This window comes from Dictyobacter formicarum (assembly GCF_016587435.1).
In genome coordinates, this window is sequence record NZ_BNJJ01000009.1 from 264,272 (window position 1) to 277,241 (window position 12,970).

The window sequence follows — 12,970 nt, forward strand, 5'->3', positions numbered from 1 at the left end:
TTTTGGCGGATATGGGTAAACTGAAATTAAAAGCTCACTATTCAGCAGGAGTTCCAACAGGCCTGCAAGGCTCATTGGTGGTGTGAGAAAGGGAGCAAACTGGAGGGGGGCATGAAAGTTCCCTTCACATCTCCCATATTCCGCCTGATAAAGCGGACACAGAGACGCGGGGAACTCGAATAGTGACATTAAAAGCGAAGGGTTGCAGAGGAGAACAGAATCATGAACGACATTCAAGTAAAAAGCAAAGAAACGAAAGTAGAACCAATTGAGTATCAGTTAAACACAGAGCGTGAAAATATAGAAGCAAAGTCTTTCTATATCATAAAAAACATCATACAAAAAGGGAAAAAAGTAGAATATCTTTTGATCGTGGCTATCTTGCTATTAGCCTTGATGTTAAGGATATCTTTAATACCGTTTGAAAGTGGTGACTATTGGAATGGTCTTATGGTATGGTATAACTTTATTCAAGCCCATGACGGATTTGCCGCATTAAAATACATTGCTAGTGACTATACCCCCTTCTATCTCTATTTTGTCGCGCTGATAACATATATTCCGCTTTCACCACTTGTGTTGTTCAAAGCGCTCTCTATCTTCTTTGATTTTGTGCTGGCCTTTGGGGTCTATCTCATCATCAAACTCAAATACCAGAGCAGCTACGTACCGCTTATTGCCTCACTGCTCGTGTTATTTGCCCCAACCATTTTTCTGAACAGCGCTCTGTGGGGTCAGTGTGACGTGATCTATACCGCGTTCGCTGTAATGGGCTTGTACTTCCTCTTGAGGAAACGCCCTGGATTCGCCTGTTTATTTTTCGGCCTCTCACTCTCATTTAAGCCACAAGCAGTCTTTCTGCTTCCATTGTTGCTCTTTTTATGGATGAAAAGGGAGGTTTATCTCAAGCATCTGGTTATAATACCAGCCTCTTACCTGGTGATGATTTTTCCTGCTTTCCTCCTTGGTAGACCACTTGTGGATCTATTAACCATATACGTGAGAGTGTCTGGGGAGTATCCCTCTTTAACCCTTAGTGCTCCCACTTTCTGGCAGTGGTTCCCGAACTCTCAGTTTTCAGTGTTTTGTTATTCAGGCTTGATATTGGCTATAGCATGCATCCTTATGCTGTGTTTTGTTGTGTATGTGCGTCAGCAAAAAGTTTCGTCCCACCTGCTGATCCTGCTGGCATTTATCTTTGTGCTCAGTGTTCCGTTCTTTTTGCCGGAAATGCATGAAAGATATTTCTACATGGCAGATGTCATATCTATTATTTACGCCTTCTATGTACCCAGGCAATTCTATCTTGCCATTGCTGTACAACTGGCGTCACTGTTCGCTTATATGCCTTTTCTATTTAACATGACAGTGATCAACCTATCCTGGTTACCCTTCCTCATTTTAGGGACTATGATCATTACGATCGGCACGTTAATCAAAGCCCTCTATTTTGCAGATCATCAGCACATAGCCACGCAAGTTGAGAATGAGGCACCCTTGGAAAATATACCCATTCCTTAGGAGGCCATCACAGTCTCTATTCCTTTTTTACCAAAGACAAGCGAGTCATCCCTACCCATTCATGGTGGGGATGACTCGCCGTTTCTTGTTTGGGATATGGGATGGGCCGGTCAGGAGGTTGGGTCAACCCATACTATGTATGCATCTCAAGCCTGCCTGATGATTTCCTGCCATAGTTACGTCGTTGCTAAATTCTATCGATGAATACAATTTCGTGCCGGGCGCATACTGGTTGTGAAAGCAGATCCTGATCAAATCTGGTATCAGGTGAATATCTGCGGATGTCAGTAGCAATGATACAAAAGTGAGGAGCAGTAACAACCATGCAAAAAGTAAGTGTTCAACCCCATATTTCTGAATCTACAAGTACCAGACCGAAGGAATCAAAAAACCTTCTACTTCGCTACGGATTGGATCTGCTGGTTATGATAGCCATGGGAGTCCTTTTGTATCAGGGGTTGTTCGGGCAAAGGTTTAGTGATGTTCCAGTATATCAGTGTTATGCTACAGCTTTTTGGGGAGGATTACCTGCGCTTAAAACGCTCCCCTGGGAGCAATGTTCTTTCTTGACCCAACCTCAGGACTCATTTATTTCTACCGCCACTCTCGTACATTGGATGCAGGCAAATCACTTCCCTGCTGGTATTATCCACTTTGTAGCCAGTCAAACACCCAATCTCCCCCTGCATTCATTACCTCGAGAATATCCGCTCCCATCAATCATTCCATTCACAATTCCTTTGCTTGTCTCACCTTACTGGTACCAGGTAGCCTTCGCGATTTCGATGTCTGTGGTGGCCATTATTATTTATGGGCTATTGAGATGCTTCAGATCCAGGTGGGCAGCATGCACTTGTGCTCTCTATCTGGTGATTGGCGGCTGGGCAACGGCTGACGGACGCTTCGATCTGGTGCCCTCGGTACTTACATTAGTCGCTATCATCTTCGGGGTACGCAAACGTTGGAATTGGGCCTTTGCTTTTCTGGCATTGTCGGTTGTCTTCAAGTTCTATTCACTTCCTCTGCTTATCCCTTTTCTGTTAGCTCAACAGCTGGCATCCGGTGAGAAGTGGACGAGTTGGCGCAGATTTACCCCACTTGTTGTGTTTGTTGTGGTATGTGTGGCAATAATGGTATTCTCGCTTTGCTTGAGTATCGAGGGTACCCTCGCCCCGTTGAGCTACTATGGAAATCGTCCGTTTCAAGTTGAGTCAGCAGCAGCATCGATCCTATGGTTGTCTCACTTCCTGGGATATTCGTTGGATCTTAGGTACACGTATGGATCTCTCAGTGTCGTAAGCCCCCTTACTTCCCTGGTATCTCTTATAAATTCTATTCTATTAGGCGCAGGCCTGATATATATCTGGTGGTTACAATTGCGTAACAAAATCGATCTGGCTGCTTCTTGCTTATTAACGCTCCTGATTGTTATCTTCACTGGAAAAGTGTTCAGCCCACAATACGTCCTCTGGTTCATGCCTCTAGTTGCCTATGTTGGGGAGCGGAAGCCGAAGTGGGTTGTGGCGTGGTGTCTGTTTGGAGTGTTGACGACGTATATCTTTCCCTATCTTTACATGCTCTTCATGGACAATTTTACCTCCATCTCAGCTACTCCATTCTTCTACGCTATCATCGCCCTTCGTAATCTTTGCTTTTTCTGCATAATTGCTTCACTTCTCTTCTCTTACTCCTATTCCTACTTGCGCAAAAAAACCGCTCTCGTAAATGCACAAAATAAAGAAGTAAAGGGAAATGGGAAAAGAAAAGGGAAGGGATGAAGAGACAACCTGCGCATGGGGAACGCAGGCGTCCCCACTCTCTTCATGGTTAGTGCAGCAGGTGCGCAAATGCGCACCTGCTGCACTAACCATGAAGAGACCTTTTGAGCGCCGAAGGCGCGTAGCGTCATAGGTGCTGACGAGCATGCCGGGGCATGATCTCCTTCTCCTCCTCCTTGCCTCAGCTTGAAGGTGCGAACCTTCTGGCTTTCTGGCATGCTCTTATAAGGGTCTGTAGCCGAACGATCACATGTGCAGGCTACAAACGTTCGGGTTTGGATTTCACGAATGGCCACTGCAGTCATACAAGGTTAGTGCATCCACAGAAAATTTTGTGTTGATACGTGATTGCCATTGCTTAGTCGGGACTTTTCTGCAATGGGAGAATACCCAACTCGCGGTCTGATCGTTGCTCTCTGGTAGCAAGAAAAAACGCACCAGGCCATGGTCGATGCGCTGAATGAGTTGTTCGCGCGTCAGGAAACTGGTGATACCAGAGTAGCCGCCCAGTGCCATGACGGGCAGGCTCGTATCTACGATAAATGGAGATGCTGCCTCTGTATTCATTGTTGCCAGCAGGAACTGTGCCTTACCCTTATGGTCTAGCAGGTAGTTTAATAGTACAGGGTCGGCGATGAGTGGAGGAATGTGTGTTTGTGGCACTGGTGGCCCTGCCATCGGTATGACCCTGCTTTGCGGATTGAGAGGAATGGCAGCCCAGGCTGTTGGAGCTAGCAAGAGGCTCAGCACTCCCAGGGTGACAATGGTCATGGCCGCTTGCTGCAAGCGCTGTTCAACTGTTATTGTGCTGTTGCTATCAACAGTGTGCTGATTGGCTTTTTTGTATTGTTTGACGCGGCTGGCTTCCTTGCGGCTAAATTGCTGCCTGGCTCTTGAATGCGGGAAGCGCTGCCATCGCATAAGCGCTAATACAACACTGCAAGCAGTAATGACCATGGCAAGCATATTGCTCCACATCGGAAAAGCAGTGAGAAAGAGAGCTTGCGTGATTCCCGTCAGCAGCAGAGAGCAGGGAAGTAGCCAGCCACGCCACCCGTAACGGCAATAGTCATGCCACATCATTACTATGCCCGCTCCAACCAGAGCCGCGATAGCCGGGGCTAGCATGGAGAGGTAGTACAGATGGAAGAAATGGGCGCTGCTAAAGAAGGCAAGCAATGTGAATAGCCATGTCCCCCAGAGCACGAGCGCCTGATCCTGTCTGTTTAATGGCAGGCGCCTCTGTTTGGACTTATTTAGGGCTAGAAGGCTGAACAAAGCCAGTGGCAAAAGCCAGCTACACTGTCCTGCGACCGGTTGTCCAAAGAAGCGTGCAATCCCTGGTCTTCCTATTTCCCAAGCCCAGTTGTTGACAACGTTATCGTCGGCATTTAAGCGGAATGCGCCATTATAACCAAAGGCTAGATCTAGCTCCGATTGGGTGGTAATTGAATCAATATAGGGGCGCTGATTGGTCGGCGTCAGGTCGACGATCGTTACCCAGCAGAGGGAGATCAGCAACAAGATTCCCAGTGCCACCGCGCAATGATAAAGCTTTGTTCTTATAGGTAGCGGTGATCCGAGCCAGTAAGCCAGGCCAAATGCCGGTAGCACCATATAAGCCTGCAGATATTTGATGTTGAAGCCAAGCCCGAGCAGGATGGCACAGAGACATAACCAGCGTAAGTGGCCAGTCTCAGTGGCTTTGTTCACCAACCATGTTGCCAGCAGCACGGCCAGGACCAGCAGGCTGTCTATGATATTGGTACGATTGGTGGCTATGCTGATTGGAGAGAGAGCCAGCGCCAGGGCTGCAATCAAGCCGGAGAGAGGCCCGAAGACGCGGCGCACAAGATGAAACATCACCGCGACCGCAAGCACCCCGGCCAGAGCTTCCGGCAACAATATAGTGAATACCGAGAAGCCGAAGAGCCTGACGCTCAGCATCTGAATCCAGAATCCTAGTGGTGGTTTATCCAGAGCCAGGAAGCCAGCCGGATCAAACGCTGCAAAGAACAGATTATGCCAGCTTAACAGCATGCTTTTAATCGACGCCGCATAGTAGTACTCGAAAAAGTCCTGTTTGTCCAGAGCAAAAAAATTGAAAAAGACAGAGATAGCAAGCACAGTACCCAGCGCGAGTTTATGCCATAATAGCATTGGTTGGTGAGAGTCTTCGAGTTGCTGCGTCTGTTTCTGTACCTGCGCAGGCGACGTAATCATCGTCCTCGACATATCCTTTATATCTCCTTTTAGCGAAGTCTTAGCAGTTTTTTTACAAACAAGTGAAGTTGCAGACGCTTGCAAGCAAAAAACCGTCTTTACCACCAGTATGCATTTGAAATGAAATTGTTCCCATCAATAGAATTTTTAGTGCTGGAGGAACCAGAAGGGCGTAGTGTTCTCTAACAAGCTATTTTTGCTCTGTTTATCAAATTCACCACAAATCTGGTGCGAGTAGAGTCTTGCTGCGCATGCCAACTTTTCAGCAGGCATTAACCAGCTAAATCATGCCAGTTTGAAAAAAGCGTCAACATGCTATGACCTCAAACGTGTCTACATCATAGAGAGAAGCGAGGTTATATATTATGATGACGAATGCTTTGATTCCCCAAACATTAAGTGATCTGCTCGCTCAAGAGCGAGGCCTGGGGCCCGTTCGCCATATGGATGATCTCCAGGCACGGCTGCAGCGGCGGAGCGCGATCGCCCGGCAGATTCAGCAATGGGAGGAAGCGCTTCGGCTGGTGCAGAAACAGAGCCGTATGCTTACCCCGTTGCCGCCGCTCAAAGTTATCCACTGGGCCCGGGCGGTTCAAGCGATGCCAAACCTGGTATTCCTTGAAGTGGATACGACTGGACTACATGAGGATGCCGAAATTGTGCGCCTAGTCGTGCTGAACCTCCGTGAGGAGACGCTGTTGGATTGCCTGGTGACGCCAACACAGCAGCTATCTCGTCAGATGGTTACGATTACCGGAATCACTAACGTAGAGATCAAGGCAAAAGGCGTACCTGTTGCGCAGGCGCTTGCTCAATTGAGGCGGGTCATCCACGGTGCCTATGTGCTCTCCTACAACCTGGAGTTCGATGTCAGCAAGTTAAGGGAGTCCGTCCATCGCCACCATCTGGATGAAATCACCATCATCGGCGAGGATTTAATGGAGCGAGCCATGAGCTACCTGCACCTGTCCTCGTATCCCAAACTGGAAGGACTCTGCCAGCAGCTGGGCCAGCCACTTCCCCCACAGCCGCACCAGACCGCGCTTGACCGCGCTCGTGGACAAATCGCCGTTCTGAATGCGATAGCTGATGTCGCGTTTGCATCACCCGCCAGCTCAGCTCTGCAGGCCACAGACCCCGATCACGAAGTAGCCGATGATCGCTCACTTTAGCCCCAACTGATACAAAACGCTCCCGACCACTGGTCTCAGGAGCGTTTTTGTTATGTAGCTCGGCCTCTGGAAGACTTGCTTGTATAAAAGCAAGATCAGAGAAGTTTTTCTGTGTCAGCTATGCTATGCTGATGTGGTAGGCGTCGTCCGTTGACGCGCTCATGCGGGTGCGCGCAAAGCTTTAGGAAGAGCGAACCGCACATAACGACTGCACACGTGGCTCGTGGACCTCTTGTCGAGGCATGTGAGATACTTGAGAAGTTTTCTGGCAAGATGCGAAAGGAGATAAGCATGGCAAGTAGCGAGCATACACAGCCGATGGACGTATCCCAGCCTGATCCTGCGCTCAAGCGTCTGGAAAAATTAGTTGGCAAATGGGAATTAAAGGGTCGCACACTGACCTCTGATGAGGATAATATAACTGGCTGGACGACTTTTGAGTGGATGCCAGGGGGATTTTTTCTGAAAGTGGTCGGCGAGATGAACTTTAAGGGCTTTGTTATGCAGAGCTTAGAAATCATCGGCTATGATCCTGAGAGAAAGAAGTTTTCCGCAAACGTCTATTCAAGCATGTCGGGAGATGTCCTTTCATACGAATGGGATGTCCAGGGCAATACCGTCATTCATTCGGGATCAGGGGCGACATATACGGGTACGTTGAGCGAGGATGGCCAAATACTTTCGGGTGGCTGGCGGCCGGACGCTGGAACTGCAAGCACCGATGGAGCCGCATACGACGCGATCATGACCCGCGTGAATGAATAACTTACACAACAGTGCATGCTGCGTTTCAAATTCTCCAGTTTGATTATATCGTTTTGAAATTAAGGACCAGCCTGCGATCTCTTTACACAGCAGAAACCGCAGGCCTCTTCTGTGAACTGACTCATTGTACTGCTTTCCCTTCTCTACTATCCTTTCTAATTCAAGGAAAAGTATCTATTAGTGGAGGGAATCACAAATGGCTCGTTTGCCTTTTATACGCATTAGTGGTTTACTGATCATTGGTTTGCTGGGTATTGTGAGTCTCAGCTTGCAGATTACCGGGGTGTTTTTGCCTTTTGATCTCGTTATGCACAACTGGACCACTACGCCAACGATCAGCCATGCAGGCTCTTACTGGACATTTACTGCTAACACGATTGATAGACTGCTAACCACCAATCCAGCTACATATAAGGATTGGTTCTGGACGATTACGCTCCAACTTGTGACCCTGCTCTTTATCATAGCATTCCCGCTCACGATATTAGTTCCGGCATTCACAACCATCATGGGATTGTTGAACCGGTGGAGATTGATCTTCCTCATACCCGGTCTCATGCTGGCACTCCTTGGCCTGCTAGAAGTGGGCCTAGGAGTGTTCTTCACTGAGTTTTTGAATGGCTTCTGCCCTGGCGCAGAGACCGATGCCGAATGTTACGCTATAGTGACCGTTCCTGGTCCTGGCCTCGCGCCCCTCCTCTGGGGGTACTCGCTTTCTATTTTATGCGTGATAGCTTCTATTATCCATTACAAACACTATAAAAATAAGCCAAATATACTCAAATACAATATGTAAGGGATGCTATACAGGAGACGGCTCTTTTCAAGAGAGGTTTAGCTTTGGCGGACGCAGAGGACGGCAGTTGAAAAGTCATCTTGAAAAATGCAAGTTTTTCAGCGTTTCTATAGCAGCGAGAACAGTAAGAGGAAGGACCGTATGGAAAAGGCTATATAGCATTCCTCTGAACGAAGTAATGGAAGAAAGGCAAAAAGCAACATGTTCGATAAGGCAAGCTATGAGCAGAACAAGAAAAAACTTTTCGCTAGAACCATGAAAGACGCGGCTCTCCGCCGGGAGATGCTGAACAATCCCAGGGCCGTCCTTGAGCGTGAGCTCGGCATCAAGCTTCCCGCCGGGACGAACGTGCAGGTGCACGTGAATTCGCCTGATACTCTGCATATTGTTTTGCCCGCGGAGAGCGATGCAGCAGCTGTGCAGGAGCTCTCCGACGCCGATCTTGAAGCGGTCTCTGGAGGATTACCATGTTCGGGACATGGCAGCAATAGTGTGACGACGTGGGGTGGAGGATTGTGTACTCCCTGCATGTAAAAGTATAGCGCGGCGGGTCGTGTGAAGGGCAGCGTCAATTGGTTGGGAAACTGCTCATCGTGTGATGGATGGAGGATAGGATTTCCTCGTAGTTGCTCAAGCCTTTTCACACGGCTTTCAAATAATTCATGCTGCAAAGTATTTCTTAAAGACACCCCAGGAGCAGTGAAGCCAGTGTCAGCATTTCCCCTTACAGAACAAGACCTGCGTCGTATTGTCGCGGCAGCCAGCAATCTTGACGAGCGCCAGAGCGACGTATTCCTGCCAGATACTCCTTCTATAGATGATGAAACGATCACTGATCGGCTCAACGAATGGTGCCGCACGCTCGCCAGGGGAGAACAAGCGCAGTTCCTACAACGCCTGGCCTGGGCAGGACTCGATCTCTCGAGCGCACGGTGCGTTCTGGGAGGCGTGCGCCTGCGCGAGGATGCATCTCTACCGTCGTGGGTGGCTACTTTACAGCAGGCCTTGAGTATGCTTGCTGCCAGTCCAGATACGCAACAAGCAGGTGAGAAGGAAGAGCCAGGCAGCCTTTTCCTGGACCTTCAAGAACCCCTGCCTTTTGAAGAGATTATTGCCCCATTTGTGAATGTGGCCCAAAAGCAGGTAGAGACTCAGGCTGGCGCCGCCTATCACCTGCTCTGTGACCAGGCGCACATCGCGCTCCAACGCGACTTGCTGCGAAACCTGACCACTTTTTCCGCCCGCGCGCTCCACCTGGAGTTTTCTGTTCGCTGCCTGGAGGAACAATTACCCCTTGAGTTTCAGGTGGCGACTGTTCAGGATCATGCTGAGCGTACCTATTATCACGAGTTCATTGCGTACATGGGTAGTGGGGGACTACTGACCTTTTTTCAAGAATATGCTGTCCTGGCCCGGCTACTTGCTACCACCACGGATCTCTGGATCGAGGCCACAGTCGAGTTCCTGTGCAGGCTGGAGGCCGACTTACCTGAGATACAACGTCTTTTTGGCGGCACGAACAAACTGGGAAGAGTGGTGAACATTCAGACGTCGCTCTCTGATCCACACCGGGGCCGACGCAGCGTCCTTTCCCTCACCTTTGCCTCTGGTTGCAAAATTATCTATAAACCGAAAGATCTTGGCACAGAGGAAGCCTATCAGCATTTGCTGGCGTGGTTAAATGAACATAGTGTTCCCCTCCCTTTCAAGGTTTTCACCGTTCTCAATCGTTCCACGCACGGCTGGGTTGAATACGTAGAACAGAAGCCGTGCGAGAGCCGTATGGAAGCGCGCGACTACTACCGGCGCGCGGGTATCTTGCTCTGCCTGCTCTACGTGCTTGAGGCAACCGACTGCCACTACGAAAACCTCATCGCTTGTGGAGCATATCCCGTCCTGGTGGATATGGAAACGCTCATGCATCACCAGCCGCGTTTTGAAGAGGAAGGGCACGATATCGATGCAGAAATGTGCGCCCTCCAGCAACTCACCCACTCAGTGTTGCGGTCTGGCCTTCTCCCTAGCTGGCAGGTGGGCTACGATAAACAAAGCGCTTACGATCTCAGCGGCCTGGGCAGTTTTAACGAGCAAGATATTCCAGTGGAAGCCGTGTGGGAGCATGTCAACACTGACCACATGCGGCTCGTACGACGAACTATCACGCTCTCCATCCTGGGCAATCAGCCCTGTCTGGACGGAGTTCCCTTGCGTGTTGAGGAGTACGCTGAAGATGTCATCGCGGGCTTCCAACAGATGTATCGCTTTCTGAGCAATCACCGCGCCTTGCTTCTAGTGCCCGGGAGCCCGCTCCAGGAACTGGCGCGGCAACAGGTCCGTTTTCTCTACCGTCCTACTAAAGTCTACAGTGCCCTTCTCAAACGGCTTCTGACTCCCAGATATCTGCGCGATGGCGCTGATCGCAGCATTCAACTGGAGATGTTAGGCCGGGGCGTACTCTGGATAGATGAGACTATCCGAGACACAGAGATGAAGCCGCTGCGCTGGCGCGTCTTTCTGGCCGAACGACAGGCTATGGAACAGGGTGATATTCCTTTCTTTACCGCGCCCGCCAACCGCAAGTCCCTGTTTGTTGCCCCTGACCAGGAGATCAAGGATTGCCTCGCGGAGCCAGGTTCCGACATGGTTATGGCTCGGCTCAGAGCTTTAAATGACCAGGACTGTGGGGTGCAAGTCAATCTCATCCAGGCTGCTCTATATACACGCGTCGCACGCGACGTCACCAGCCAGCCGAGAACACCTGTGGATACGACGCTGGTGGATAAAATACACGCCACGTTGCCAGAGGTTTCCCAGGCAGAACTGACCGCTCAGGCCCTGGTCATAGCCGAGCAGATTGCCTCACGAGCCATTCGCGCGGCTGATGGCAGCGCGGCCTGGATCGCGCCAAAGTTTCTGGCTCAGACCGAGCGCTACCAACTCCATACCATCGGTTATGATCTCTATGACGGTACCGGCGGCGTGGCCCTATTTCTGGCGGCGGTCGCACGGGTCACCGGTCGCGCGGATTATGGTGAACTTGCTCGCATGGCAGTGCAGCCGCTGCTGCGAACAGTGCGGCGCTTTGGATCGCGCCTGACCAGGGACATTGGGATTGGTGGAACTTCAGGTATAGGCTCAATTGTTTACGCTCTGACACGCATGAGCCATCTTCTGGATGAGCCAGACCTGCTCGATGGTGCCAGCCAGGCCGCTTGCCTCATCACTGCCGATCATATCTACGCGGACCAGGTGCTCGATATTTCGGGTGGCGCGGCGGGCGCTTTGCTGGGGTTGTTGGCGCTCTACAATGCATCGTCCGACCCGGCCATCTTAGATCAGGCTGTTCTCTGTGGTCAGCATTTGCTCCAGGAGCAGGTGCCCTCTCAAACGGGGCAGCGAACCTGGAAAACTATTGGCGGAAGATTGCTTACGGGCTTTTCTCATGGCGCGGCTGGCATTGCCTACGCGCTTCTTCGTCTGTACGCGGTAACGCAGCAAACTCACTTTTTGGCAGCAGCCAGCGAAGGGATCGGCTATGAGAGCAGTCTTTTTGTGCCAGAGGCAAACAACTGGCCCGATCTGCGACAGGAGCCACAACCATCCTTCATGACCACCTGGTGTCATGGCGCGCCGGGTATTGGCCTGGCCCGCATCGGTGGCCTTCCGATGCTCGATACCTCCCAGATACGTACTGATATCGAGCTTGCCCTCCAGACTACCCGGCGTCTGGGCTTGCAAAGTCTAGATTATCTCTGCTGCGGTAATGTCGGTAGAGTGGAGGTTTTACTGGCCGCTGCTGACCGGCTCTCCCGACCGGAACTGGCTGAAGATGCCAGATGCCAGGTCGGGCAGATTGTCACTCAAGCAAGACAGACAGGTGCGTTTTTGTTGCATCCTCTCTTGCCCAAACAGATCTATTGCCCCGGTTTCTTTACGGGAACAGCAGGTATCGGGTATGAACTGCTACGCGTTGCATACCCCACTGTGTTGCCATCCGTCCTGTTATGGGAATGAGGCTGTACAGCTGTCTGTGTTGCAAATATATGCTATCCTTAAGAGGCCGGATAGGGTGCTCAATTGAATAGGAGTGGATCTTTTGTCATAACGCACAAGGAGAGCATCATATGTCAGTAGAAAATCAACACATCTCCGAACAAGATATAGGATTGGTGAGCTCCATTGGCTCCGTTGAGATCGATTGGCCACGGACGATTGGCTATTATGGAGGTATTGGTTTGGCTGTGGCCCTGGAACTCATTGATCTACCGTTAGCTATCTTTATTGGTGCGATTCCTTTCTTCAAAATGCTCAATCGCCCTCAAGCGTCGCGCCCAACTCGCTTCATGTCTCAGCTTCTCGAAGGAGCTGCAAAACCGGTTGGCGGTGATGCTGAGGCCACCTTGCAACTTCTCACGGATGATGGGGCTCACCCTCGCCATCCGACGATCCTACAGGAAGCTCGCCAGCTTGCCAACCGTAGGTGGGAGCAGAGCAAAGCCCTCCCTACCCGTCAGACAATTAGCTAGCCAGTACAGGAGACAAAGAAAAGTCGAGGTTTCTCTGAGCTCGGAGAGGGAAAAAATCATCTGCGCCCAATGGGCGCAGATGGAATGGGCCATCTCGAGGGCCGGAGAGCCTGCATTGCCATAGAACCTATGATCCGAGCAAAGGCGAAGCCTCAGCCTCAAGCAGCAGCCCCTCGTTCCCTCGCAGGC

At 50.5% G+C, this 12,970-nt stretch carries 9 protein-coding genes; 8 read left to right on the top strand and 1 reads right to left on the bottom strand.

What is annotated here, in order from left to right:
* Nucleotides 1-222 precede the first annotated feature (222 nt).
* Together JMI88_RS17525 and JMI88_RS17530 are read left to right on the top strand one after the other, a co-directional pair.
* Nucleotides 223-1,521 carry a putative hexosyltransferase gene (locus tag JMI88_RS17525; RefSeq protein WP_201363220.1) on the top strand — a complete coding sequence of 433 codons (1,299 nt, stop codon included), beginning with the start codon at nucleotides 223-225 and terminating at the stop codon, nucleotides 1,519-1,521.
* Between the two features lie 323 nt (nucleotides 1,522-1,844).
* Nucleotides 1,845-3,299 carry a glycosyltransferase family protein gene (locus JMI88_RS17530; protein ID WP_201363221.1) on the top strand — a complete coding sequence of 485 codons (1,455 nt, stop codon included), beginning with the start codon at nucleotides 1,845-1,847 and terminating at the stop codon, nucleotides 3,297-3,299.
* Nucleotides 3,300-3,581: 282 nt separating this feature from the next.
* Here the strand turns inward: JMI88_RS17530 and JMI88_RS17535 are convergent, their stop codons facing one another.
* Nucleotides 3,582-5,534, bottom strand: coding sequence for an ArnT family glycosyltransferase (locus JMI88_RS17535; protein ID WP_201363222.1), 1,953 nt, complete (start codon nucleotides 5,532-5,534; stop codon nucleotides 3,582-3,584).
* Between the two features lie 353 nt (nucleotides 5,535-5,887).
* On the opposite strand from JMI88_RS17535, the gene JMI88_RS17540 reads away from it, so the two are divergent.
* The 6 genes from JMI88_RS17540 to JMI88_RS17565 all read left to right on the top strand — a co-directional run bounded on the left by JMI88_RS17540 (nucleotide 5,888) and on the right by JMI88_RS17565 (nucleotide 12,781).
* A complete protein-coding gene (locus tag JMI88_RS17540; protein WP_201363223.1) occupies nucleotides 5,888-6,694 on the top strand; it encodes a 3'-5' exonuclease in 807 nt (268 codons plus the stop codon).
* A gap of 291 nt (nucleotides 6,695-6,985) precedes the next feature.
* The gene (locus JMI88_RS17545; RefSeq protein ID WP_201363224.1) at nucleotides 6,986-7,459 is read left to right on the top strand and encodes a DUF1579 family protein; all 474 of its coding nucleotides are present in this window, start codon (nucleotides 6,986-6,988) and stop codon (nucleotides 7,457-7,459) included.
* Nucleotides 7,460-7,655: 196 nt separating this feature from the next.
* Complete coding sequence (locus JMI88_RS17550; protein ID WP_201363225.1) at nucleotides 7,656-8,255, top strand: hypothetical protein; 600 nt, start codon at nucleotides 7,656-7,658, stop codon at nucleotides 8,253-8,255.
* A 201-nt stretch (nucleotides 8,256-8,456) separates the two neighbouring features.
* Nucleotides 8,457-8,789, top strand: a complete 333-nt coding sequence (locus JMI88_RS17555) for an NHLP leader peptide family RiPP precursor (RefSeq protein WP_201363226.1) — start codon at nucleotides 8,457-8,459, stop codon at nucleotides 8,787-8,789.
* A gap of 174 nt (nucleotides 8,790-8,963) precedes the next feature.
* The gene (locus JMI88_RS17560) at nucleotides 8,964-12,269 is read left to right on the top strand and encodes a type 2 lanthipeptide synthetase LanM family protein (protein WP_201363227.1); all 3,306 of its coding nucleotides are present in this window, start codon (nucleotides 8,964-8,966) and stop codon (nucleotides 12,267-12,269) included.
* A gap of 110 nt (nucleotides 12,270-12,379) precedes the next feature.
* Nucleotides 12,380-12,781: a hypothetical protein gene (locus JMI88_RS17565; RefSeq protein WP_201363228.1), complete on the top strand. Its 402-nt coding sequence runs from the start codon at nucleotides 12,380-12,382 to the stop codon at nucleotides 12,779-12,781.
* Nucleotides 12,782-12,970 lie beyond the last annotated feature (189 nt).

Bases quoted from the DNA above. Each gene is read 5' to 3' on its own strand.
- JMI88_RS17555 (WP_201363226.1), top strand. From the start codon at position 8,457: ATGTTCGATAAGGCAAGCTATGAGCAGAACAAGAAAAAACTTTTCGCT.
- JMI88_RS17525 (WP_201363220.1), top strand. From the start codon at position 223: ATGAACGACATTCAAGTAAAAAGCAAAGAAACGAAAGTAGAACCAATT.
- JMI88_RS17530 (WP_201363221.1), top strand. From the start codon at position 1,845: ATGCAAAAAGTAAGTGTTCAACCCCATATTTCTGAATCTACAAGTACC.
- JMI88_RS17545 (WP_201363224.1), top strand. From the start codon at position 6,986: ATGGCAAGTAGCGAGCATACACAGCCGATGGACGTATCCCAGCCTGAT.
- JMI88_RS17540 (WP_201363223.1), top strand. From the start codon at position 5,888: ATGATGACGAATGCTTTGATTCCCCAAACATTAAGTGATCTGCTCGCT.
- JMI88_RS17535 (WP_201363222.1), bottom strand. From the start codon at position 5,534: ATGTCGAGGACGATGATTACGTCGCCTGCGCAGGTACAGAAACAGACG.
- JMI88_RS17565 (WP_201363228.1), top strand. From the start codon at position 12,380: ATGTCAGTAGAAAATCAACACATCTCCGAACAAGATATAGGATTGGTG.
- JMI88_RS17550 (WP_201363225.1), top strand. From the start codon at position 7,656: ATGGCTCGTTTGCCTTTTATACGCATTAGTGGTTTACTGATCATTGGT.